Source organism: Kingella bonacorsii, assembly GCF_016623605.1.
GTDB classification, from domain to species: domain Bacteria; phylum Pseudomonadota; class Gammaproteobacteria; order Burkholderiales; family Neisseriaceae; genus Kingella_B; species Kingella_B oralis.
Window position 1 is genome coordinate 517,036 of sequence record NZ_JAEHNZ010000002.1, and the last position, 24,303, is coordinate 541,338.

Sequence of the window (24,303 nt, forward strand, 5' to 3'; positions counted from 1 at the left end):
TTTTCAGGCTGCCTTTACTGGATAAGGCAGCCTGAAAACGCTAATGCACTCATCTTTTTCGTTAATTTTTGTTTGCGCCCTTTTCTAAACCCATAAAATCGCCTACCCTTACGCCTTTGCGTTTTCAGGCTGCCTGAAACAACACGACAACAAAAGGAAAGACACACAACTATGTCTCAAACTTGGAAAAAAATCGCCCTCTACACCTGTGGCGCAATCAGCGGTGTGGCGCTGAGCATCGGTGCGCAAAGTTTCGCCGCCGACAAAAAAACCGACGACAACCTGCCCATCCAATCGCTCAAAACCATGGCGGAAGTGTATGGGCAAATTAAAGCCAACTATGTGAACAAATCCGACGACGACAAGCTGCTGGAAGAAGCCATCAAAGGCATGGTGGCGGGGCTGGACCCGCATTCGGAATACATGAACAAAAAAGGTTATGCCGAAATGAAAGAATCCACCACTGGCGAATTCGGCGGCTTGGGCATGGAAGTCGGCTCGGAAGACGGCTTTGTGAAAGTGATCGCGCCGATTGAAGACACCCCCGCCGAGCGCGCAGGCGTGAAAAGCGGCGATTTCATCGTGAAAATCGACAACGAATCCACGCGCGGCATGACGGTGAACGATGCCGTCAAAAGAATGCGCGGCAAACCAGGCACCAAAATCACGCTCACGCTCTCGCGCAAAGATGCCGACAAACCGATTGTCGTGAACCTGACCCGCGCGGTGATTAAAGTGCAAAGCGTGCGCTCGCATTTGCTGGAAAACGGCTACGGCTACATCCGCGTAACCCAGTTCCAAGAGCGCACGGTGGCTTCGGTTGCCGAAGCGGTGAACAAATTAACCCAAGAAAACAAAGCCCCGCTCAAAGGCTTGGTGCTGGATTTGCGCGACGACCCCGGCGGCCTGCTTAACGGCGCGGTGGGCGTGTCTGCCGTGTTCCTGCCCAAAGATTCCGTAGTCGTAAGCACCAAAGGGCGCGACAACAAACAAGGCATGCTGCTCAAAGCCCGCCCCGAGGATTACATCTTGTCGGTAGGCACCGACCCCTTGGCTTCGCTGCCCGCCGAAATCAAAAACATCCCCATCACCGTGTTGATTAACTCAGGCTCGGCTTCGGCTTCGGAGATTGTGTCAGGCGCGTTGCAAGACCACAAACGCGCGGTCATCGTGGGCACGCGCAGCTTCGGCAAAGGCTCGGTGCAATCGGTGATTCCGATGTCTGGCGGCGGCGCGTTGAAAATCACCACCGCGCTGTATTACACGCCCAACGACCGCTCCATCCAAGCCACCGGCATCGTGCCCGACGTGGAAGTGAAAGACAAAACCCGCACGTTTGAAAGCCACGAGGCGGATTTGTCAGGACACATTGACAACCCGCTGGGCGAAAACGGCGTAAAAACCGCCATTTCCGCTTCCGAACCCGACAGCAAGGAAGAAACCCAGCCCGCTGCCGCCAGCGAGCCAAAACCAAAATTGGAAGATTTGGCTTCGCGCCGAAAACCCGACCCCAGCAAAGACGACCAACTGCGCAAAGCGTTGGACTTGCTGAAAAACCCAAGCGAATGGCAGCAGTCTTTGGGGCAGGGCGTGCAAAAGCTAGCGGAAGAGAAAAAGAAAGCCGATGAGAAAAAAGCGGCGGAAGAGAAGAAAAAATAAACGGTAAACAAAACCCCGCCCGATGCGGGGTTGCGCTGAATTTCAGGCTGCCTGTCGGTTACGCGACAGGCAGCCTGAAAACCAATGGGCAGCCATCCGCTCAATTTTTATCTAAACGGGAAACATCATGAAAACACCCATTCTTGCCTTTTTATTGCTCCTGACCGCGTGCCACACCGCAAGCGCTCATGCCGATGCGCCCAATCCGGCCGTTGATATGAACGGCATCGTCCAAATTTCGTTTGAACAGGCGGAGTTTAGCTATCAGGGGCAAACGTATTATCTGGACGACGAGCGCGGCGTGTTAAACGAATGGATTAAGCAGCAACGGGCGGCGAGCAAGGCGTTTTTTATCAAACAAAACGTTTGCTTGAACGGCACAATCCGAACCCGAGCGCAAAACAATCCGCACGGCTTTGGCGCGTTGGGGCGGTATGAGCGGGCGGTTGTGGTGCGCAAGATGTGTTGATGCGGGGCGATAAGGCAGCCTGAAAGTGTGCGAATGCGTTTTCAGGCTGCCTTTGCTATGCGGTAAAAGGCAGCCTGAAAACGGCGTAACGCTTCCCGCCGCACGCCGTCCCGACACAAAAAAGACGGATTCTCAAAAAATCCGTCTTTTTGTTTGCGTTTCGTTTTTCAGGCTGCCTAAACCACTTCGCTCACTTGCGGTTCGCGCCGCAGCAGGGTAATCAAATCGGCAAGGCGTTTTTTCATCTCGCGGCGATCGATGATTTGGTCAATCGCGCCTTTTTCCAGCAAGAATTCGGCGCGTTGGAAGCCTTCGGGCAGTTTTTCGCGCACGGTTTGCTCAATCACGCGCGGGCCGGCAAAGCCAATCAGGGCTTTGGGTTCGGCGACCACGATGTCGCCCAAGAAGGCGAAACTGGCGGACACGCCGCCCATGGTGGGGTCGGTGAGCACGGAGATGAACGGCAACCCTTTTTCGTTGAGCAGGTGCAGCGAGGCGCTGGTTTTGGTCATTTGCATCAGCGAGTTCAGCCCTTCTTGCATGCGCGCGCCGCCCGATGCGGCCACGCAGATGAAGGTGCAGTTGTCGGCAACGGCGCGGCGCACGCCTTGCACGAAGCGCTCGCCCACCACCGAGCCCATTGAGCCGCCGATAAAGCGAAATTCAAACGCGGCAATCACCACGGGCAAGCCGTGCATCTGCCCGCGCATCACCACGAGCGCGTCGTCTTCGCCCGTGGCTTTTTTGGCGGCGGCAAGGCGGTCGGGGTATTTTTTGCTGTCTTTGAATTTCAGGATATCGGTGGGGTGGATGTTGGCACCGATTTCTTCGCGGTTGGCTTCATCCAGCAAGAGGTTTAGGCGTTCGCGGGCGGTGAGGGCTTCGTGGTGCCCGCATTTGGGGCAGACTTTGTGGTTTTGGCTCAGCTCGGTGGCGTATTGGGTTTCGCCGCAGGATGAGCATTTGTGCCACAAGCCTTCGGGCACGCCTGATTTTTTGTCGTCATTTTTTTTGATTTTCGGGGGGAGGATTTTGTCAAACCAGCTCATGGGGTTGTCCTTATGTGGGTTTCAGGCTGCCTTGGGGTTTCAGGCTGCCTGATGTTGGGGTTTAGAACCTGTATCCACTATTTCCATAGGCATCTTCTATGCCCTAAAAACGCGGCTACTGCGTTAAAAATGCTCGCAAGGTGTTCAACCTTGCTGCGCTTTTTGCCTTGTATCCACGCTTTTATGTCATAAAATCTACCTATGGAAATAGTGAATACAGGTTCTTAGATTGCTTGTACTAATTTTTGCGGGGTGGAATATAGCGGGTATTGTTGCGCTTGGCAAAGGGCAGCCTGAAAATTGTGTTCGGGTTTAACGCGCGGGCAGCGCAATCGGTTTTCAGGCTGCCTTATCAGGCGGGGAAACAATAATAGGCAGCCTGAAAAGTATGACTCACAAATTCTGCGCCAGCCAATTCCATGCGCGGCGCAACACGCCCGCTTGGTTTTCAGGCTGCATCAGTTGCGGCGCAGGCTCGCGCGCCATCGCTTCAAAATATTGCCAATCGCTCTCGTCGATGGTGGGTTTGAGCAGAAAATACACTTCGCCGTGGATGGGGAAGCCCGATTCGTGCACCATGCGGGTGAGCATTTGCAGTTCGCTTTGCGTCATGTCGCTGGCAAAATGGCTTTGCGGATGCAACACGACGATGCACGGCTGGTTGCGTTGCACCATGCCGCTTTTGGCGAGTGCGTTTTGAAAAATATCGACGGCCACTTGCTCGTCGTCGATGGCAACGCGCGGATGCGAAAACGGGCAAGGCTTCATCACATCGTCCACCAAGCCGATGCGCAGCGTGGTGGGCATTTTGAAGCTGGCGCGGTGGTTGGACATATTGTGAATTTCAATGATGCCAGCCGACAGCGACACCAGCAGCACGGGAATATGCGTTTGAATAACAGCCATGATTGTCGTTCCTAAAATGTGTAGCCCGTTTGCAATTCATCATCGCCCACCAGTTGCAACAGCAGCGCATAAAGCGGCGCCAGCTCTTCGTAACGGCGCGATGTGCGGCGCAAGTAGTTCAAAAAGCGCGGGATTTCGGGGCGGTATTTGTCTTTGCCGTCGCGGTGCCACAGCCGCGCAAAAATGCCCGCCACTTTCAAATGCCGCTGCACGCCCATGAATTCATACCATTTATAAAACGTGTCAAACTGCGCAGGCACAGGCAAGCCCGCCGCGCGCGCTTTTTCCCAATAGCGGATCACCAAATCCAGCGTAAACTCTTCATCCCATTCAATAAACGCATCGCGCAGCAGCGAAACCAAATCGTAAGTGATTGCGCCGCATAAGGCATCCTGAAAATCCAACACCGCAGGGCGACCGCGCGTGAGCATCAGATTGCGCACGATAAAATCGCGGTGCACATACACTTTGGGCTGCGCTTCAATCACAGGCAGCAGCGTGTCCATCGTTTGTTGCCATAATTGGCGTTGCGCAAAATTCAGGCTGCCGTTTAATTCTTTTGCCACAAACCATTCGGGAAACAAATTCATCTCGCGCAGCAAAATCTCGCGGCTGTATTCGGGCAAGCGGTCGGGCCGGCTGGATTGCTGCAACACAATCAGCTCGTCAATCGCTTCCAGCAGCAAGGCTTTGTGCGCCTCGGGCGTGTTTTCTTGCTGCATCGCTTTTAAGTATTGCACATCGCCCAAATCGTTTAACACGATAAACCCCAGCTCCAAATTTTTGGCGAGCACGGTGGGCACATTCAGGCTGCTGAATAAATCGCGCACTTTCAAATAATTCGCCACGCTTTCGCGCATTTTTTCGGGCGGCGCGTCCATGCAAATTACCGTGCTGCCATCGGCAAAGGTGGCGCGAAAATAACGGCGAAAATCGGCATCCGCAGCAGCAAAGCTTAGTTCAAAGGGTTGATTGGGGTAAACGCTGGTGAGCCAGTCTTTTAGCAGGGTTTCTCGTTGCATACTGTGAATTATCGGGTTTTCGGTTAAAATAGCCCGTCATTTTAACTTTAAAACCGTTGCAAGGTGTGATTTTGTCTCGTTCATTTGTAAGCAAACCATTAGTCGCCATGCTGGGCATTGCCTTTTCAGGCAGCGCGTGGGCGGTGTCGGACACATGGCAGCCTGAAAAGCTGGGCTGGGTGTGCCGCGCGCCCAATCCGCAAGCTAAAGGCGTTGCCCCCGCCCGCAAAACAGGGCTGCCCAAGCTGCCGCAAGATGTAACCCGCATCGAAGCAGATAAAGCCGCAGGGCAAACCAATGTGCGCCACCGCGCGCAGGGCGATGTGATTATTGAGCGCAACGACGAAACGCTGAACGCCGATTGGGTGGACTACGACCAGCCCAGCGAACACGTTTACGCGGGCGACCAATTCACGCTCACCCGCGCCGATGGGCAAACCGTGCAAGGCGATAAGCTGGATTACGACCTCGCCAAGCATTCGGGCAACGCCAACAACACCGAATTTGTTGCCGAGCAAAACAGCAAACGGCTGCAAGGCGTGGCACGCAGCCTGAAAATGTATGACGACAACCATCACGCCGCGCAAGAAGTCAAATTCAACACCTGCGAAACAGGCGACACATCGTGGTACATCCAAGCCGAAGAGCTGACCACCAACCGCGAAACAGGCATCGGCGTGGCAAAAAAAGCCAAGCTGGTGTTTGCAGGCGTGCCGATTTTGTACACGCCGTGGGTGGATTTTCCGATTAACGGCAACCGCAAAAGCGGTTTTTTAGTGCCGACCATGTCGGTGGGCTCGGATGGCGCGTCGGTTGATTTGCCGTATTACTTCAACCTTGCGCCCAACTACGATGCCACGCTCACCCCCGGCTACATCGGCTCGCGCGGCGCGCGCATCGGCGGCGAGTTTCGCTATTTGCAGCCCAAATACACAGGCAGCGTAAACGTTAAATATATGCCGCACGACAGCAAACGCGGCTTAAACAACCGCGCGGCGCTAAGCCTGAAACACAGCCAAACCTTCACATCCAAGCTCACAGGCGGCATCGATTTCAACCAAGTTTCCGATGACGACTACTACCGCGATTTTGCAGGACGCAACGAGTTAGCCGAAAGCACCAACCTCAACCGCAAAGCATGGCTAAACTACCATCAAGACCTATGGGGCGCGCCGTTCAACGCAGAATTGATGGTGCAGAAATACCAGATTCTCAACGACTCCAACGGCAACAAAAACCCCGTGTATTCCATCTTGCCGCGCTTGTCTGCCACTTGGGCAAAAAACATCAACCCCCACGCCGAGCTAGACATCAAAACGCAGTTCACCCGTTTTGACCACAAAGACATGCAAAGCGGCAACCGCGCCGTGATTTACCCCAGCATCCAATGGGATTTCCACAATACATGGGGTTATGTGCGCCCCAAAGTGGGCGTGCACGCCACGCGCTATTGGCTGGACAAATTTGGCAGCCTGAATTCGCGCAACACCTCGCGCATTTTGCCGATTGTCAATGTGGACAGCGGCATCACGCTGGAACGCCAAGCCAAGCTGTTTGGCGGCAGCTTCGTGCAAACCGTTGAACCCCGCCTGTTCTACAACTACACCCCCAGCAAATCGCAAAACGATTTGCCCAATTTTGACTCGTCGCTCAACGATTTTAGCTACGACCAACTGTTCCGTGAAAACATCTATTCAGGCAACGACCGCATCAACGCCAACAACAGCCTATCCGCAGGCTTGCAAACCCGCTTGCTTAATCCCAACACAGGCTACGAATACTTCCGCGCAGGCATAGGCGAAAAATATTATTTCACGGGCGATGAAGTCGCCCTTTCAGGCAGCCTGAATCAAAACGAGCGCAAAAACGGCGACATTGTTGCCTTTGCCAGCGGGCAAGTTGCCCCCAGCTGGTTTGCCGACAGCAACTGGCATTGGAGCGCCGACAACAAAGCCACCCAACGCTACGACTTAGGCATCCGCTACAACCCCGAAGCAGGCAAAGTGTTGAGCGCGCGCTTCAAATACGGGCGCAACGAAGAAATCTATTCAGGCTTCTACGACAAACTGCGCCACATAGACCTTGCCGCGCAATGGCCCATCAGCAGCAACCTATACGCCGTGGGACGGCTCAATTACAGCACTTCCCCGCGTGCCATCTTGGAGCAAACCGCAGGGCTGGAATACAAAAACCCCTGCGGCTGTTGGAGCGCGAGCTTTGTTGCCCAACGCTATGTAACCGAATGGCAGCCCGTGCAAGACAAATACAAATACAAAACCGCCTTCTTCTTCACTTTGCAGCTGAAAGACCTCAGCAACGCAGGCACCAACGCCCAAGAGCAACTGCGCCTAGGCATACCCGGCTACACCAAAACCAACGAGGTAAACAAATGAACCGCAAAATCGTCCCCCTAATCCTAGCAACCACACTCGGCATCGCTTTTCAGGCTGCCCATGCCGACACCATCAAACCGCTCAACCGCATTGCGATGGAAGTCAATTCTAGCGTGATTACCTACCGCGACATCGAACGCACCGTGCGCGAGCTTAAATCGCGCAACGCAGGGCAAAACATCCCCGAAGAGCAATTTGTTCAGGCTGCCAAGCAACGCCTGCTGGAACGCGCCCTGATTGCCGATGCCGCCCGCCAGCAGCAGCTTAAAGCCACGCCCAGCGGCATAGACGAAGAGCTCAAACGCCGCGCCGCAGCGGAAAACACCAGCGTAGAAAATCTATACAAAAAAGCCCAAGCCAACGGCTACACCCGCGAAGCCTACCGCCTAGAAGTCGCCAAAGACGTGCTGGCGGATTATCTGTTAAGCGATTTGAACAACAATGTAAACATCAGCGATGCCCAAATCAACGAAGCGCTAAAAAGTGGCGCAGCCCTGCCGCAAGGCACGCCCTATCCCGTGTACACCATCCGCCGCATCATCTTGCAAGCGGGCAACCAAGCCAACATGGGCGCGGTAGAAAAACGGATGCAGCAAATCGCCCAAGCCATCCAACAAGGCAGCGACTTTGCCACCATCGCCAAACGTTACTCGCAAGAAGCCGAAGCCGTGAACGGCGGGTTGCACGAAGTAAGCGACGATATGCTGCCTGAAAACGTGGAAAAACTGATTCACCAAATGCAGCCCAACCAAATCACTTCGCCGCAGCGCGTGGGCACAAGCTGGCAAATCGTGCAACTGGTATCCAGCCGCACCGAAAACGACCCCGCCAAAATGCAACGCGAAGCCGTGCGTCGCCAGCTAGTGCAACAAGCGCGACAAGCCAACCAAGCGCAATTTGTGCAACAGCTACAACAAAACGCCGTAGTGCGCGAGTATTAAGTTTATAGAGAGGCAGCCTGAAAACATGAAATAGCGTTTTCAGGCTGCCTAAAATATATTTGAACGAGTAAACAGACGCGCAGCAACCTAAGGCAGCCTGAAAAATAAGAAATGCCGTCATTCCCGCGTAGGCGGGAATCTTGTTTGATATTCAGAAATAATTGTAAAAACAAAATGTTGTTTAAGATTAACCAAGATTCCCGCCTACGCGGGAATGACGGGCGTTACTATTTTTATTTTGATTTTAGGTTTTGCAAAAGTTTCAGGCTGCCTGATTATCCATCCCTCAAAGGCAGCCTGAAAATAGCCCGCAGCCCAACCCCATTTTCAGGCTGCCTCCCTTTCCCTCTCCACCCCACAAGGACAAAACATGAAACTGCTCATCATCGGCAACGGCGGGCGCGAACACGCCCTCGCATGGAAGCTCGCCCAATCGCCCAAAGTCGCTACCGTTTACGTTGCCACGGGCAACGCAGGCACAGCCGCCGAGCCGAAAGTGCACAATCTCGCGCTCACCGCCCATGCCGATTTGATTGCCTTTTGCCAACGCGAAAACATCGCCTTCACCGTAGTCGGGCCCGAAGCGCCGCTTGCCTCAGGCATCGTGGACGATTTTCGCGCTGCAGGGCTGCCCATTTTCGGGCCCACCCGCGCCGCCGCCCAGCTGGAAAGCTCCAAAGATTTTGCCAAAGCCTTTATGCTGCGGCACGGCATTCCCACCGCGCAGTATCAAACCTTTGAACACGCCCCCGCCGCGCACGATTATGTGAACCAAAAAGGCGCGCCCATCGTCATCAAAGCCGACGGGCTGGCGGCGGGCAAAGGCGTCATCGTTGCCATGACTTTGGACGAAGCCCACGCCGCCATCGACGATATGCTGCTGGGCAACAAAATGGGCAACGCAGGCGCGCGCGTGGTGATTGAAGATTTTTTGCAGGGCGAAGAAGCCAGCTTTATCGTGATGTCCGACGGCGACAACGTGCTGCCGATGGCAACCAGCCAAGACCACAAACGCCTGCTGGACGGCGACAAAGGCCCGAACACAGGCGGCATGGGCGCATACAGCCCTGCGCCCGTGGTCAGCGAAGCCGTGTATCGGCGCGTGATGGACGAAATCATCCTGCCCACCGTTCGCGGCATGAAAGCAGACGGCATTGAATTCACGGGATTTTTATACGCGGGCTTGATGATAGACGCGGCAGGCGCACCGCGCACGATTGAGTTTAACTGCCGCTTCGGCGACCCCGAAACGCAGCCGATTATGAGCCGCTTGGACAGCGATTTGGTGGATTTGATTGAAGCCGCGTTGCAGCGCAAACTGGACAGCGCAAGCGCGCAATGGAAGCCGCAAACCGCCGTGGGCGTGGTGCTTGCCGCGCAAAATTATCCCGACACACCGAAAAAAGGCGATGTCATCCACGGCATCGACGCGGCGAACCAAATCGGCAAAGTATTCCACGCGGGCACGGCGTTGAACGAGCGCGGCGAAGTCATCGCCAACGGCGGGCGCGTGTTGTGCGTGGTGGGTTTGGGCGACGATGTTGCCGCCGCCAAACAGCGGGCGTATCAGGCGTTGGCAGAGGTTCGGTTTGACGGGATGCAGTATCGGACGGATATTGCGGATAAGGCGATGGGACGGTGAGGGGGGTGATGGCGTTTCAGGCTGCCTCTCTTGCATTCAACAAACGCATGAGGCAGCCTGAAAAAGCGTAAACAACGCGACAATTGCCAACATATCATGCCCAACAAGGCGCAGCACAGGTATCGGAGAAGCACATGGAATCGCTTTGGACTGAAACACTGCGCTTATATATTCGGCACACCATTAGCCCGGACGGGCGCGATACCTTTGAATCCACGCCCCAACTTGCAAAAGCCTTGCGGCGTGTTGCCAGCCGCCCATCGGGCGACACGCTGCTGGATTTGGGCTGCGGTTGGGGCGCTTCGCTGAAACCGTTTGCCAACCATTTTGCGCATATTATCGGCGTGGATTGCAATGCTGAAAATCTGCGGGCAGCACGGCAAAAATATCAGGAAATGCCGCATATTTCGTTTATGCAGGGCAATCTGTTGCAGCTGCCATTGCCGCCCGGCTCGGTGGATTTGCTGGTTTCTTCGCTGATGCTGCATCAGGTATCAGATGAAAATCAGCTTGCCCTTTTTCAGAAAATCCATTCTTTGCTGAAAGATGATGGTGAAATGGTGTTTGCCGATGAGCTGATTCTGTTTGACCCCGAAGCAGAACCCGAACGCTTTAACCGCGTTTACCGCTATTTGCTGGCAAACACCACGCCAAAAGACGTTTACGAACAGCAAATCAAACCCTATCTGGCAGATGGCTATGTTTACACTTGGCAGGACATGAAAGCCAACACGCCGCCCGAATTTTGGTTTCATACGCTGCCTCATCTTCAAACCAAGCTCCATGCTGCCAATCTTGTGTTACGCGAAGTGAAGGAATTAACGCCTTTTTTGGGGCTGTTTAGAGTAACCAAGCAGGCGTAGGCTATTGCCGTGCAAAACATAATAAAGCAGCCTGAAAATCCATTCAGGCTGCTTTGTTTTTATTCTCTTATTAACGCTGCGGCGCAACGGGCGCGGAAGCGGGTTGCGCTTTTTGTTTGGCCGCTTCTTTTTCCTTGCGCTGCTGTTCGCGGATAAGGGCGCGGCTTTCACGCGTGCGTTTGGCTTTGGCGAGCGCGCCGTCGATGCGTTCAATCAGCGGTTTTTTCAGATGGTTTTTCGCTTGGGCAAGCGGCGCGCCTGTCAGCAAGCCGAATGCGGCAACAAGGGTGATAAAGGATTGGCGTTGCATAGTGTTTCCTTTCGTTTGCGGCAGCCTGCACAGCGTAGTGGAGTTGCGAAGCTAAAGCGGGCTAGGGTTATTTTACTGCGTTTCATCGTCTGATTTAATGGTGTGGGGCTCATCAAGGGCAGCTAAAACCGTAAAGCCAAGCCACCAACACGGCGGCAGGATAAGCCCCCACCAATAGCTGTATTGGAGCATCAAATAAACGGGCAGCCCGATTAAAAACAAACCCGTGCCGCCAAACAGCATAATGGGCAGCGCGGCAAGAACGGCGGCCAGCAAAGCGAAAAAAAAAGCCAGCCCGAGTAGCGCAAGAATGCCGTAACCCACAACCGTCAGTATGAAATCCAGCATTTCAGGCTGCCTTTTGTTTACGATGCCAGCAGCACAATCACGCTATACACGCAAACAAACGCCGCCACCGCCATCATGCGTTTGAGCGCAGAAGGATTGGGCAGCGGGGCCAACCAACTGTCCGCCGCGCCCGCCAAGCCGCCCAGCGAGAATAGGGCGATGGCGTAGTCAAACCAGCGTGCGGCAGCCTGAAAATCGGCGGCGCCAAATTGGGCGTTAAACGCGGCGTTGCCTTGCGTTTTGCAGTAAATGCCTGCGCCCAACGCGACAAGGCTCGCAACGGCGGCAAGGGCAAAAGGGCGGGAGCGTTTCATGGTTCAGCCCCTCTTTAATTTGTTTACAGGGTTAATCGAGGGATGGGATAACAGGTTTTCAGGCTGCCTCATGGCATCTAACGACACTCCGCCAACACCGCACTCGCCGCCAATTCATCCGTGTTCAATTTCAACATTTCGTGCAACTGGGCAAAATCGGCTTCCAGCGCGGCGACTTTTTCAGGCTGCCGATACCAATCCAGCAGCGCGGCGGCGAGTTTTTCGGGCGTGGCATCCGCTTGCAACAGCTCGGGCACAACGGCTTTGTTTAACAGGATATTCGGCAGCCCCACGTGCGGCACTTGGATTTTGCGCTTCACCAGCCAATAAGTGAGCGCGGAAAGTTTGTAGCTGATGACCATCGGGCGTTTGCACAACGCCACTTCCAGCGTTGCCGTGCCGCTGGTAACCAGCACCGCATCCGCCGCCGCGCAAGCCAATTCGGTGCGCGCCGCTTGCAGGCGAATGGGCAGTTTTTCAAATTCAGGCTGCGCCAGAAAATGCTGCAAACGCGCGCGCGCGGCGGCGGTGGGGTAGGGCGAGATGAACTGCGCGTTGGGCAGCTCGCGCAAAACAAGCTGCGCCGTGCGAAAGTAAATCGGCGCCATTTGGTTGATTTCGTTCACTTGGCTGCCCGCCAGCAGCACGAACACGGGCGTATCCGCCGCCAGTTTCAGGCGTTCGCGCGCGGCGGCTTTGTCGGGCTGCATCGGCAGCGTTTGCGCCAGCGGATGCCCCACAAACAACGCTTTGCCGCCCGCTGCTTGGTATAACGGCGCTTCCATGGGAAACAGGCACAGCACTTGGTTCACTTGCCGCACAATCTTGTTCACGCGCTCGCGCTTCCACGCCCACACCGAGGGCGAAACATAATGCACGGTGGGAATACCCGCCGCTTTAAGCTGCGCCGCCACGCCCAGATTGAAATCGGGCGCGTCAATGCCCACAAACACAGACGGGCGGATTTGCTTTAACCGCGCCACCAATTCGCGGCGGATTTTTAAAATTTCAGGCAGCCGCTTGATGACTTCGGCATAGCCGCGCACGGCAAGGCGTTCTTGGTCAAACAGGCTTTGGCAGCCTGCGGCTATCATGCGCGCGCCACCAATGCCGATAAATTGGGCATCGGGGCGTTGTTTTTTGATGGCTTCAATCAGATGTGCGCCGAGCAAATCGCCCGAGGCTTCGCCTGCACACAGGGCGATGGTTAGAGGTTTGGACATGATGTTTTTTGAATAAGCAAGAACGGGGCTATTTTAAAGGAAATGGCAAAGGGCAGCCTGAAAAGATAGTTAGATTGATATATATCTCGCTAAAATAATCAGCCTGAAAATAGTTTTTCAGGCTGAAGTTACGTTCAGTAAAAATTTATTATTTTAGTTTATCAAGAAGATTCTGAATGACATCTTTTAGTGGAATGTTATCAGTTAGGATGGTAAAACTAGATTTTTCCTCATTTTCTTTATCATCTCTATCATGCTGCACTCCAAACTTTGCAGTTAATGTGAGAAGAATAGATAAAACAGTACTCGCCATAAAAATTAGCATTAACGGAATATGCCAAAAGTACGATGTGGTTTTTTGACAAAATGCTAGTATTAGATAAATAACAATACATGCAGATAAAAGAATTACTAAAATAGCAAGAGTAGAAAGTGCACCTATTACAGCCCAATGAAATAATTTAATTCTTGCTCCATCAAATTGTTGCTGTCGAAAGGAACTATTTAATTCTTCATTGGCTACTGCTATGGTTTGTGCTGGAGGAGGAGTCTCTGGTGTGGTTTCAGATTGCTCGTTTGATAAAGGAAAACCATTTTCAGTTAAATTTGTCATGATATAAAACCTAATTTTTTTAATCGAAATAGCATTGCCTGCTCTGAGACCCAAAAACTTTGAGCGAGAGTTGTAACATTTACTATTCCTTGCTCAAAAATAAGGTGTCTTAGGGCTCCACTAGGCATAAGTAACTCAGCAGCAAACTCATTCGCCTCTATTTCATCTGGTTCATACATACCATTTGTATCACGATACAAGGTATCTTCTTTATTACCATGATTAAGCATGTAATGTCCTAATTCGTGTGCAATAGTAAATCTTTGACGATTGGGATGATGATTTGAGTTTATAGTAATAATATATTTCTTTTTGGTTAAATCATAATTAAGTTTTCCTGAAATATTATCTGGCATTGATTTGTAAATAAGCTCTACATCATCAATTTTGTTGATAATTTTATCAGGTGCTATTGGGATTTCTCTATCCCATAAGCGCGTTAATAGGCTTTGGGCATAGTTGACAGCTTTGGTTGACATAGTGTCCTCCTATTCTCGAAGTCATTAACAAAATGAGTTAATTTGCGTAATTATACGGATAAAAATACTACTCATGTCAATGAAGTGTAAATTATTTAAAAGTTCTAGTATTTTTCAGGCTACCTATTGCCTGCATTCAAACAGTTAAGCTGCCACGTTCACATACTTCAACGCCACAAACTGCTTCTCGCTGTCCACTTCGCTCACCGCCAGCTTGATTAGCGTTTTGGGCGCGATTTCCAGCGGGATGCCCGTGGCGCGCGCCACCAGCGGCAGGCCGTCGATGCGCACGAGGTCGTCTTTCAACACCGTGGCGTTGATTTCGCGCACGTTTTCCTGTTCCAGCCACACCAGCGACCAATAGCTTTCCATGTTGTCTTGGAACTCGCGGTAGGCGGCGTAGGTGGTTTCAAACGCGGTTAGCTCGGTAAACAACGCGCTGTCGTTTTTGCCAAAGCACGGCGGGCGGTTTTGCAGCAGCGTTTGCAGCTGCTTTTGGTTCACATAATCGCAGGCGCGGCGCAAGGGCGATGTGAACCAGCCATAATGTTGCACGTTCATGCCGATGTGTGGCTCGGATTGGGTGCTCATGCGCACGCGCCCGCTCGGCTGCACGCGGAAAATACCGCTGGTGTCGTTGTCGTGCAGCATTTGCGCCCATGTGGTGTTTGCCAGAATCATCATTTCGCTCACCAGCGTGTCTATCGGCGAACCGCGCTCGCGGCGGGTGATTTGCACTTTGCCGTGTTCGTCAAATTCAATGCCGTAGTCGTATTTTTTGGGCGCGGCGGGGTCTTCGTAGCGGTCGCGGCGTTTTTGCAATTCGTGCGCCAAATGGAGCAAGTAGATTAAATCGGCATGATGGGGAAACTGCGGCTCAGTCGCGCTGCCGATGCCTGTTTCGCTGTTGAAAAAGGGTTCAATGTCTTGAATACGCAGGTTGGTTTCAATGAACACGCGCTCAATTTTGGTTTCGGGCGCGGAAAGCTCGCCCTCGGCGGACACGTTGAAATACACGCTGAATGCGGGCCGCGCCGCGCCGGCGTCCAGGCTGAACGTGCCAATCCAGCTTTCGGGCAGCATGGTGATTTTGTGCGCGGGGTAGTACACGGTAGATTGGCGTTGGAACACGATGCGTTCCATTTCGCTGTCGGCTTCGATGGCGAGCGCGGGGGCGGCGATGTGGATGCCGATGCGTTTGGCGCCGCCGCCCAAGTCTTGCACGGAAAGCGCGTCGTCCACTTCGCTGGTGTCTTGGTCGTCAATGGAAAAGGCGGCGACGTTTTCGGCAAGGGGTAAATCGTTTTCAGGCTGCCTTGGCGCGGCGATGTGGGCAAAGCCTGTGCCTTGCGGGAAGTTTTTGTATTCAAAACGTTGCACTAGATAATCGGGCAGCGCGTGAATTGCGCCGATGTGTTTGGCAAGCTCATAGGCGGAGCATTTGAGCGCGTCGGCGGCTTTGTTAAACGCTTTGTAGGACAAGGCTTGTTTATCGGGCGCGTGCAAAATTTGCGGCAAATCAGCGGCGATTTCGGCGGGGAGGCAGCCTGAAACCATGCTTTGCGCCCACGCTGCTATTTGCGCTTCTTGCTCGGCTTTGCGTGCCATGCTGGCGAGGGCTTGCTGCAAGATGTCGGCGGGCGCGGCGCGGAAGTTGTTTTTGCCTTTTTTGTGGAAATACATCGGCGCGGCGTAGAGCGCGATGAGCGTGGCTGCAAGCTGGGTTTTGCCGGGTTGGCTGCCGAAATATTCGGCGGCGGCGTGTTCGGCGGAAAATTCGTCTTCGCCCACGGCTTCCCACAGCAGCGCGGTGTCTATTTCGGCGGCTTCGCTTTGCGCGGCGGCTAAAAAGGCTTCCATGTCGCCGTCAAATTCTATGAATGCGTTGGCGGCTTTGATTTTGACGCGCTTGCCGTGTTGGGTGTCGGCTTGGTAGGTGGCGTCGTTTTTTTGGACGATGCTGGCAACTTTCAGGCTGCCGCCGTCTTCGTAAAAGATGTTCATGGGCGTGGGCTTGGATGGGGTAAAAGGGGGCGATTATAGCCCAAAGGCAGGCTGAAAACCGATTGGCTAGATAAATTGGGCTGAACTGAGCCGATATGAAAAAACCCTGTTCGCTTGGAACAGGGTTTGGGGATTTGGTGCCCAGGGTCGGACTCGAACCGACACACCTTGCGGCGGGGGATTTTGAGTCCCCTGCGTCTACCAATTTCGCCACCTGGGCAGGTGTTGAAGTGCGCCATTTTACGGATTTTTGCGGGGGTGTCAAATGGTATTTGGGTGGAGGTGGATAGGGGGTTGTTTGGTATGGGGATTTTGTTTTAAGGGCTGTTTGTGCAAAATCTATTGCTACCAATAGAGCGATGGTGGTTTGCTGACGTTTTACTAATCTGCACACTATCGTTTTATGTGGCTGGCGTTTAAGGCAGCCTGAAAATGGGTTACTGCTTTGTGGTTGGCTTTTGGGTGTATAGTCGCTCCAATTAAGCCTTATACAGCGTTGGCTCGCCTTGCTGTACTACTTGTACTATCTGCGGCTCGCCGCCTTGTATAAGACTTAATTGGAGCGACTATAGTTTTAACCATGCGCTTCATGCCGACGGGGCACTTACTTTTCTTTGCTTCGCCAAAGAATGAGAACCTGTATTCGCTATCTGCACGGCTGCTTTTGTATTCATTGAACGCGCCTACTGCGTTGCCAAGCCAAGTTAATAGAACCACTATTAACTTGGCTTGGCGCCTTGTATTCGTATTCACTGAATACAAAATCCGCTCGCGCAGATAATGAATACAGGTTCTGGCAAAAGAAAGGCGACCCCGACGTGCAGGTTTGGCTGCGCCAAACTTCCCGAAGGCTGCATCCTTTTTTCGGTGCGTGCGAACTAGTCGCACTTCGTGCGCCGTCGGACAAGCGCACGCTTGTTCCCGAAAAAAGGATGCTGCGTTCGGCTGGACGTAGGGGAGAGTGGCGGCAGCATTAAATATTTGTGAAGCGTTAGGCAGCCTGAAAGCCAATTCATTCAGCACAAAACCGTTTGGCTCAACATTAAACGGTTTTGTTTTTCAGGCTGCCTTTGGTTTCGCAAGGTTTTCAGGCTGCCTCATCTGCCAGTTTTTTCAATTCGTACACCAAATCTAGGGCTGCGCGGGCGGTTAAGTCGTCGGGGTGGATGTGGCGCAGTTTTTCGGCTAGGGGGTTGGGCGTGTGCTTGGCATCGTGTTCGGCATTGTGTTCGGGCAGGGGGGCGAACATATCCAGCTGGGGATGCTGTTGCGCGGTTTGGGCTTCTAGCGCGGCAAGGTGTTTGCGCGCGGTGTTGAGCGTGCGGCTGGGGATGCCTGCGAGTTTGGCAACGGCAATGCCGTAGCTTTTTTCGGCGGGGCCGGCTTCTATGTGGTGCAGGAACACGATGTCTTGCCCTTGTTCTAGCGCGGATAGGTGCATATTGAATGCGCTGGGGTGGTTTTCAGGCAGCCTTGTGAGTTCAAAATAGTGGGTGGCAAATAGGGTGAGCGATTGGTTTTTGCTAATCAGGTGTTCGGCGATGGCTTGGGCGAGGGCGAGCCCGTCGAAGGTGGAGGTGCCGCGCCCGACTTCGTCCATAAGCACGAGGGATTGCGCGGTGGCGTGGTGCAGGATGTAGGCGGTTTCGGACATTTCCACCATAAAGGTGGAGCGGTTGCCTGCCAAATCGTCGGATGCGCCGATGCGGGTGTGGATTTGGTCTATGGTGCCGATGGTGGCGGCTTCGGCGGGAACGTAGCTGCCGGTGTGGGCGAGCAGGGCGATGAGGGCGACTTGGCGCATATAGGTGGATTTGCCGCCCATGTTGGGGCCGGTGAGCAGGGTTAGGCGGCGGCTGGGGGTGAGCTGGGTGTGGTTGGGGGTGAAGTGTTGGACTTGTTGTTCTACTACGGGGTGGCGGCCGTTTTGGATGTGTAGGCTGCTGTGGTCGGTGAACTGGGGGGCGGTGTAGTGGTGCGTGCGGGCGGTGTGGGCGAAGCTGTTGAGCACGTCTAGCGTGGCGGCGGCGCGGGCGCTGCGTTGGATTTGGGGGAGTTGTGCTTGCAGCTGGCGCAGCAGTTCTTCGTAGAGTTGTTTTTCTAGGGCGAGACTGCGCTCTTGGGCGGCTAGGTATTTGTCTTCAAAGGCTTTGAGTTCGGGGGTGATGAAGCGTTCGGCGTTTTTGAGGGTTTGGCGGCGTTGGTAGTGGGCGGGGGCGTGTTCGGCTTGGGCTTTGGTGAGTTCTATATAAAAGCCGTGTACGCGGTTGTATTCTAGTTTCAGGCTGCCTATGCCTGTGCTTTGGCGTTCTTGTTCTTCCATTTGGCGCAGGGTTTCGCTGCCGTGGGTGTGCAAATGGCGCAGTTCGTCTAGCTCGGCGTGGTAGCCGTGGTTGATGACGTTGCCGTCTTTGAGCCATACGGATGGCTCGGGCAACAGGGCGCGTTGCAGCTGCTCGGCGATGGCGGCGGTGGCGGGGAAGCTGTCGCCTAGAGTTTGCAGCAGGGGGCTGGGGGGCAGCCTGAAAGTGGATAGGGTGAGCAGGCTGTCGCGCAGGGCGGATAAATCGCGCGGGCGGGCGCTGCCTAGGGCGATGCGGGCGGCGATGCGTTCTAGGTCGGCGATGGTTTTCAGGCTGTCTGAAAGCTCGGTGCTGGTGTTATCGGCGAGCAGGGCGGCGACGGCGTCTAATCGGGCTTGGATGTGGTCGCGATTGCGCAGGGGGTGGTGCAGCCATTGGGCAAGCAGGCGGCTGCCCATGTGGGTGGCGCAGTTATCCAGCGTGGAAAACAGGGTGGGGGCTTTTTTGCCCGATAGGGTGGCGGTGATTTCCAGATTGCGGCGGGTGGCGGCATCTAGGGCAATGTATTGGTTTTCTTGTTCTAGCGTGATGGCATCCAGATGCGGCGGCAGCTGGCTTTGGGTGAGTTTGAGGTAGTTGAGCAGCGCGCCTGCGGCGGCGATGGCGGCGGGGTGGTTTTCAGGCTGCATCCCGTATGCGCTTAAATCTTGGCTGCCGAAGTATTGGGTGAGCAGGGAGAACGCGGTGTCGGGGGCGAACTGCCAGTTGTTGAGGCGGGTGATGCTGGTTTGTGCGGCGATGTGTTCAGGCAGCCTGAAATTATCGGGGGCGAGCAGTTCGGCTACTTGCAGGCGGGCGAGTTCATCGGCAAGCTGGTCGGCATGGATGATTTTGGCTTTAAATTCGCCGCTTTCCAGCGCCGCCCATGCCAGCGCGGTTTGTTTTTTCAGCACGGCAAGCGCGCCGATGCGGTTGGGCTGTTTGTCTTCCAGCAGGGCACTGTCGGTGAGTGTGCCAGGGGTGATGATGCGCACGACTTTGCGCTCCACCACTTTGCCCGCCACAGGCTCGCCGATTTGTTCGCAGATGGCAACGCTTTTGCCCAGCTTCACCAGTTTGGCGAGGTATTGCTCCACGGCGTGATACGGCACGCCTGCCATTTTGATGGGTTCGCCGCTGATTTGCCCGCGCGTGGTGAGCGTGATGTCCAACAGCTTGGCGGCTTCGATGGCGTCGTCAAAAAAGAGTTCGTAAAAATCGCCCATGCGGTAGAACACGAGTTTGTCGGCGTGTTCGGCTTTGATGTTGAGGTATTGCTGCATCATGGGGGAGAGGGGTTTGGACATGGCTCGGCTCGGGCGGATAAAAGGGGCGATTATAGTTTAGGCAGCCTGAAAAACAAAAAATCGGCTCAAAAGCCGATGGCGTTATTCCCGCCGCAGTCCTGCCGATGGCAACGCAGCGGGCAACCAACCCAACCAACCGGAAAAGGCAGCCTGAAACCCGGTGTGGCGGGGCTGAAACCCGTTTACGCGCTGATGCAAAGCGAAAACAACGTAACCCGTTCAGCCCTGCCGTATCGGTTTTCAGGCTGCCCGGGTTACCCCGCTACACCCGCTGCTTCAAGCCCGTCACCGCCGCCATCGCCAGCAGCAACACCGCCGCCGCGCCAAAATACAACTGGTTTTTCTGCCAGCCCGCATCCAGCAGCCGCCCCACCAACATGGGCGACACCATCGAGCCAATCCGCCCCACGCCAATTGCCACCGCCACGCCCGTGCTGCGGAAATCCGCCTCCCACAGCGCGGGGTTGATGGTGTACAAGCCCGCGATACAGCCGTTGGACAGCGCGCCCAGCACTACCGCCAACACCAAAGCCAGCGATAAATTTGCCGTGGCGGGCACAAACGCGCACACCGCCGCCGCAGCCAAGCCCGCAAACGCCAGCAGCATGGTGCGCGCGCCCCAGCGGCTCACCAAATAACCGAACAGCAGCGACCCCGCCGCCCCGCCAATGGAAATTGCCATGCCTACCGTTTGGCTGCTCGCCTTGCTCATGCCCGCCTCTTCCAGCAGCGTGGGCGTCCACGAGCTGATGAAGTAATACGCCGCCATCACCGCAATGAACGCCAACCAAATCAGCAGCGTGGTTTTCAAATAATCGGCTTGGAACAAGCGCAACACCGACACGCCGCGCGCGCGATGCTTCGCCTCGGGGAACGCCCAATCGCCGTGCAGCCCCATCTTCGCCGCAATCGCGTCCAGCCGTGCCTTTGCATCGGCGGGGCGGCGGTTGAGCAGATAATCCACGCTTTCAGGCAGCAACGCCACCAACGCCACAAACGCCATCGCCGTAAGCACCGCGCCCACCATAAACACCGAGCGCCAGCCGTACTGCGTTTGCAGCATCACCGCCGACATCCCGCCCACCATCGCGCCCACGCCGAAGCCCGAGGCATAAACCGCAATCGCCAAGCCGTGCCATTTTTTATTCGCATACTCGCTCACCAACACATTGGTGCACGGCAAAATCCCGCCCACGCCCAAGCCCGTGAGCACGCGCGACGCCACCAGCCACGCCATCGAATGCGACCACACCGTCAGCAGCATTCCCGCCGCCGACAGCAACACCGACAGCATCAGCACAGGGCGGCGGCCCAGCCTGTCCGCCAGCGGCCCCAGCAGCAGCGACCCCGCCGTCATGCCCACAAAGCCCGCGCTCATCAGCGAGCCAATCTGCCCGCCGGTCAAGCCCAGCTCGCTTTTGATGCTTTTCGCCGTGAACGCCACCGCCAGCACATCAAACCCGTCCAGCATATTCAGCGCCACCGCCAAAGCCACCACCAGCCATTGAAAACCCGTCATCGGGCGTTGTCGAATCTGTTGTTTCAAATCCATATCGCGCTCCCACAGGCAGCCTGAAAACCCGTTGCGCGGGCGATGTGGGGCAGCCTGAAAATCCGTTTTAACAAAAAGCGGCAGACTATAATCAAGCCGCAACCAAAATACAAATCCGAAAAATACGCAATCAACATGAAAATGCTTCATGCAAAAAAGCATCGGGTAGCCTGAAAAGGCATTACAATTTGCCCGCTTGGGGCGCGGCAACGCCATCGCGCAAAGCCACGCCCCATCTCAATTGAACCCGCCCGGCCGTTTTCAGGCTGCCTATTCCCATCCACACAAGCCCACCATGATTAACCTGCTCATCATCGCCCACGAAACCCTCGGCACCGCCTACACCGCGCTCGCCCGCCACATCCTGCCCCTCAGCGATTTTAGCCACATCCACCAACTGCACGTCCAACCCGACGACGACCACGCCGCCATCATCCAACGCGCCCAAGACCGCCTCGCCCGCACCGCGCCCAACCACGGCACGCTCATCCTCACCGACATCTTCGGCGCCACCCCCTGCAATGCTGCGCTCAAACTCGTTATCCCCCGCCAAACCAGCATGGTTACCGGGCTGAACGCGCCCATGCTCGTCAAAGCCCTCACCCATTGCGCCCACAGCACCGACCTCGCCCGTTTCACCGAAACCGTGCAACAAGCAGGCATCAACGGCATACTCGCATTTACCGAACCCCCCGATGGTGGGGCATAGGCAGCCTGAAAAGCCGACAGCATGCCGCCCATGCGTTTTTAGGCTGCCCGCGCACATCAAGGCAGCCTGAAAACACCCATCCGCACAGCCCGACACAACGCCCATCCCCAAGGACTTCCGCCTATGCACACCCAAACCGTAACCATCATCAACAAACTCGGCTTACACGCCCGCGCATCCGGCCAATTCGTCCAAACCGCCGCCCGATACCAAAGCGACATCTGGGTCAGCAAAGGCGGAAAACGCATCAACGGCAAAAGCATCATGGGGCTGATGATGCTCGCCGCCGCCCAAGGCAGCCAAATCCAAATCGAAGCCGACGGCGCAGACGAAGCCCAAGCCGTCCAAGCCCTAACCGCGCTGATTAACGACTACTTCGGCGAAGGAGAATAACCATGCTCGTCATCCACGGCTACCCCGCAGGCAGCGGCATCGCCATCGGGCGCGCCCACCTTATCCGCCGCAACACTTCCGAAGTCCCGCAAATCAGCCTTGCCGAGGGCGACATCCCCGCCGAAGCCACCCGCTTTGAAACCGCTGTCAAAACCACCCGCAAGCAGCTGGAACACATCCGCAGCAACATCCCCGAAAACGCCCCCACCGAGCTGGGCGCATTCATCTCGCTGCACCTGATGCTGCTCACCGATGCCACCCTGTCTCGCGAACCCATTGATATTATTGAAGAACAGCAAATCAACGCCGAATGGGCGCTCAAAATCCAAACCGAACGCCTCGCCCAGCAATTCGACGAAATCGACGACGAATACCTGCGCCAGCGCAAACAAGACATGCTGCAAGTCGTGGAGCGCATCCAAAAAAACCTCATCGGGCAAAGCACCGAACTCAATCTGGAAGGCACGCTGCTGGACGACATCATCCTCATCGCCCACGACCTCTCCGCCGCCGACACCATCCACTTCAAAGACCAACGCATCGAAGGCTTCGTAACCGACATGGGCGGTCCCACCAGCCACACCGCCATACTCGGGCGCAGTCTCAACATTCCATCCGTGATTGGGCTGGGCGCGGCGCGGCGGCTGATTCGCGAACACGAATGGGTGATTGTGGACGGCATCAGCGGCACGCTCGTCATCGCCCCCGACGAGCTTATCCTCGCCCAATACCGCCAGCAACAAGCCGCCTATCGCAGCCAGCAACGCGCCCTGAACAAACTCAAAAAAACCGCCGCGCAAACCCAAGACAACGAAGAAATAGAACTGCTCGCCAACATAGAAAGCAGCGAAGACATCAAAGCCCTGCACCAATTGGGCGCAGACGGAGTCGGCTTGCTGCGCAGCGAATTTCTCTTTCTCAACCGCGACGCCCCGCCCGACGAAGACGAGCAATACCGGTTTTACACCGACATCGTCAAAAAGCTCAAAGGCAAGCCCCTCACCATCCGCACCATCGATTTGGGCGTGGACAAAAACCCCCGCTGGTTCGGCAACAACAGCACCCCCAACGCCGCCCTCAACCCCGCGCTCGGGCTCACAGGCATCCGCCTAAGCCACGCCGAGCCCGTATTATTTCGCACCCAGCTGCGCGCCATTCTCCGCGCCGCCGTTCACGGCAAAACCAAAATCATGTTCCCCATGGTCGCCAGCCTGTCCGAACTCAAACAAAGCCTGATTCATCTAGACACCGCCAAAAAACAACTCGCCGAGCGCAACGAAGCCTACGGCGAGACGGAAATCGGCTGCATGATAGAAATCCCCTCCGCCGCGCTCACCGTGTCCAGCCTGCTCAAACACGCCGATTTCATCTCCATCGGCAGCAACGACCTCATCCAATACACCCTGTCCGTAGACAGAAACGACGACAGCGTCAGCTACCTCTACCAGCCCGCCCACCCCGCCGTGCTCAAACTGCTCGCCCACATCATCCGCACCGCCAACCGCCTCGGTAAACCCGTATCCCTATGCGGCGAAATGGCAGGCGACCCCCGCTTCACCCGCCTGCTGCTCGGGCTGGGATTGCGCACCTTCTCCATGAACACCGTCAATCTGCTCGCCATCAAAGACATCATCTTGCGCAGCCACCGCGAACGGCTGGAAAACGACATCTCCCGCCTGATGCGCAACGAAGACCCCGACAAATCCGACGGCTTATTGAAAAAGCTCAACGCGATTGAATATGGCGGATAACATAACGGCAGCCT

23 protein-coding genes and 1 tRNA gene are annotated in these 24,303 nt (G+C 55.2%); 9 read left to right on the plus strand and 15 right to left on the minus strand.

What is annotated here, in order from left to right:
* The first annotated feature begins 171 nt into the window (after window positions 1–171).
* The gene (locus JDW22_RS07635; protein ID WP_200522529.1) at window positions 172–1,659 is read left to right on the plus strand and encodes a S41 family peptidase; all 1,488 of its coding nucleotides are present in this window, start codon (window positions 172–174) and stop codon (window positions 1,657–1,659) included.
* Window positions 1,660–1,786: 127 nt separating this feature from the next.
* Window positions 1,787–2,128: a hypothetical protein gene (locus tag JDW22_RS07640; RefSeq protein ID WP_200522530.1), complete on the plus strand. Its 342-nt coding sequence runs from the start codon at window positions 1,787–1,789 to the stop codon at window positions 2,126–2,128.
* A gap of 176 nt (window positions 2,129–2,304) precedes the next feature.
* On the opposite strand, the gene accD is transcribed toward JDW22_RS07640, so the two are convergent.
* From accD to amgK, 4 genes are all read right to left on the minus strand, one after another.
* Window positions 2,305–3,177, minus strand: coding sequence for an acetyl-CoA carboxylase, carboxyltransferase subunit beta (accD, locus tag JDW22_RS07645; protein WP_003798412.1), 873 nt, complete (start codon window positions 3,175–3,177; stop codon window positions 2,305–2,307).
* Window positions 3,178–3,401: 224 nt separating this feature from the next.
* Window positions 3,402–3,545 carry a hypothetical protein gene (locus JDW22_RS07650; protein ID WP_200522531.1) on the minus strand — a complete coding sequence of 48 codons (144 nt, stop codon included), beginning with the start codon at window positions 3,543–3,545 and terminating at the stop codon, window positions 3,402–3,404.
* A gap of 25 nt (window positions 3,546–3,570) precedes the next feature.
* A complete protein-coding gene (locus tag JDW22_RS07655) occupies window positions 3,571–4,083 on the minus strand; it encodes a hypothetical protein (RefSeq protein ID WP_200522532.1) in 513 nt (170 codons plus the stop codon).
* An 11-nt stretch (window positions 4,084–4,094) separates the two neighbouring features.
* Complete coding sequence (gene amgK / locus JDW22_RS07660; RefSeq protein ID WP_200522533.1) at window positions 4,095–5,105, minus strand: N-acetylmuramate/N-acetylglucosamine kinase AmgK; 1,011 nt, start codon at window positions 5,103–5,105, stop codon at window positions 4,095–4,097.
* A gap of 71 nt (window positions 5,106–5,176) precedes the next feature.
* Between amgK and JDW22_RS07665 the strand changes: the two genes are divergently transcribed.
* From JDW22_RS07665 to JDW22_RS07680, 4 genes are all read left to right on the plus strand, one after another.
* Window positions 5,177–7,498: an LPS-assembly protein LptD gene (locus JDW22_RS07665; RefSeq protein WP_407929583.1), complete on the plus strand. Its 2,322-nt coding sequence runs from the start codon at window positions 5,177–5,179 to the stop codon at window positions 7,496–7,498.
* Window positions 7,495–8,439, plus strand: coding sequence for a peptidylprolyl isomerase (locus tag JDW22_RS07670; protein ID WP_200522534.1), 945 nt, complete (start codon window positions 7,495–7,497; stop codon window positions 8,437–8,439). Before JDW22_RS07665 ends, JDW22_RS07670 begins: the two co-directional genes overlap by 4 nt.
* Before the next feature lie 370 nt (window positions 8,440–8,809).
* Window positions 8,810–10,081, plus strand: coding sequence for a phosphoribosylamine--glycine ligase (purD, locus tag JDW22_RS07675; RefSeq protein ID WP_200522535.1), 1,272 nt, complete (start codon window positions 8,810–8,812; stop codon window positions 10,079–10,081).
* 134 nt (window positions 10,082–10,215) lie between these two features.
* Window positions 10,216–10,944 (plus strand): class I SAM-dependent methyltransferase, encoded by a 729-nt coding sequence (locus JDW22_RS07680; protein ID WP_200522536.1) that lies wholly within the window; start codon window positions 10,216–10,218, stop codon window positions 10,942–10,944.
* A gap of 70 nt (window positions 10,945–11,014) precedes the next feature.
* Here the strand turns inward: JDW22_RS07680 and JDW22_RS07685 are convergent, their stop codons facing one another.
* The 11 genes from JDW22_RS07685 to JDW22_RS07735 all read right to left on the minus strand — a co-directional run bounded on the left by JDW22_RS07685 (window position 11,015) and on the right by JDW22_RS07735 (window position 21,573).
* Window positions 11,015–11,254, minus strand: a complete 240-nt coding sequence (locus JDW22_RS07685; protein ID WP_200522537.1) for a hypothetical protein — start codon at window positions 11,252–11,254, stop codon at window positions 11,015–11,017.
* Window positions 11,255–11,326: 72 nt separating this feature from the next.
* Complete coding sequence (locus tag JDW22_RS07690) at window positions 11,327–11,602, minus strand: hypothetical protein (RefSeq protein ID WP_200522538.1); 276 nt, start codon at window positions 11,600–11,602, stop codon at window positions 11,327–11,329.
* 17 nt (window positions 11,603–11,619) lie between these two features.
* Window positions 11,620–11,916 carry a hypothetical protein gene (locus JDW22_RS07695; protein WP_200522539.1) on the minus strand — a complete coding sequence of 99 codons (297 nt, stop codon included), beginning with the start codon at window positions 11,914–11,916 and terminating at the stop codon, window positions 11,620–11,622.
* A 77-nt stretch (window positions 11,917–11,993) separates the two neighbouring features.
* Window positions 11,994–13,139: a lipid-A-disaccharide synthase gene (gene lpxB / locus JDW22_RS07700; protein WP_200522540.1), complete on the minus strand. Its 1,146-nt coding sequence runs from the start codon at window positions 13,137–13,139 to the stop codon at window positions 11,994–11,996.
* Window positions 13,140–13,287: 148 nt separating this feature from the next.
* A complete protein-coding gene (locus tag JDW22_RS07705; RefSeq protein WP_200522541.1) occupies window positions 13,288–13,752 on the minus strand; it encodes a hypothetical protein in 465 nt (154 codons plus the stop codon).
* A complete protein-coding gene (locus JDW22_RS07710) occupies window positions 13,749–14,231 on the minus strand; it encodes an ImmA/IrrE family metallo-endopeptidase (protein WP_200522542.1) in 483 nt (160 codons plus the stop codon). The genes JDW22_RS07705 and JDW22_RS07710 overlap by 4 nt, the downstream gene beginning before the upstream one ends.
* Window positions 14,232–14,375: 144 nt before the next feature.
* Window positions 14,376–16,235, minus strand: a complete 1,860-nt coding sequence (locus JDW22_RS07715; protein ID WP_200522543.1) for a ribonuclease catalytic domain-containing protein — start codon at window positions 16,233–16,235, stop codon at window positions 14,376–14,378.
* Window positions 16,236–16,370: 135 nt separating this feature from the next.
* Window positions 16,371–16,455: transfer RNA gene (locus JDW22_RS07720), tRNA-Leu, on the minus strand.
* Between the two features lie 867 nt (window positions 16,456–17,322).
* Window positions 17,323–19,884: a DNA mismatch repair protein MutS gene (gene mutS, locus JDW22_RS07725; RefSeq protein WP_200522544.1), complete on the minus strand. Its 2,562-nt coding sequence runs from the start codon at window positions 19,882–19,884 to the stop codon at window positions 17,323–17,325.
* A gap of 262 nt (window positions 19,885–20,146) precedes the next feature.
* On the minus strand, window positions 20,147–21,436 hold the full coding sequence (locus tag JDW22_RS07730) for an MFS transporter (protein WP_200522545.1): 1,290 nt from the start codon (window positions 21,434–21,436) through the stop codon (window positions 20,147–20,149).
* Window positions 21,427–21,573, minus strand: a complete 147-nt coding sequence (locus JDW22_RS07735; RefSeq protein ID WP_200522546.1) for a hypothetical protein — start codon at window positions 21,571–21,573, stop codon at window positions 21,427–21,429. Before JDW22_RS07735 ends, JDW22_RS07730 begins: the two co-directional genes overlap by 10 nt.
* A gap of 59 nt (window positions 21,574–21,632) precedes the next feature.
* On the opposite strand from JDW22_RS07735, the gene JDW22_RS07740 reads away from it, so the two are divergent.
* The 3 genes from JDW22_RS07740 (at window position 21,633) to ptsP (ending at window position 24,289) form a co-directional block, all read left to right on the plus strand.
* Window positions 21,633–22,145, plus strand: a complete 513-nt coding sequence (locus JDW22_RS07740) for a PTS sugar transporter subunit IIA (protein WP_329610725.1) — start codon at window positions 21,633–21,635, stop codon at window positions 22,143–22,145.
* Window positions 22,146–22,268: 123 nt separating this feature from the next.
* Entirely contained in the window at window positions 22,269–22,538 is a 270-nt protein-coding gene (locus JDW22_RS07745) for an HPr family phosphocarrier protein (RefSeq protein ID WP_200522547.1), read from the plus strand.
* 2 nt (window positions 22,539–22,540) lie between these two features.
* A complete protein-coding gene (gene ptsP / locus JDW22_RS07750; RefSeq protein WP_200522548.1) occupies window positions 22,541–24,289 on the plus strand; it encodes a phosphoenolpyruvate--protein phosphotransferase in 1,749 nt (582 codons plus the stop codon).
* The last annotated feature ends 14 nt before the right edge of the window (window positions 24,290–24,303 follow it).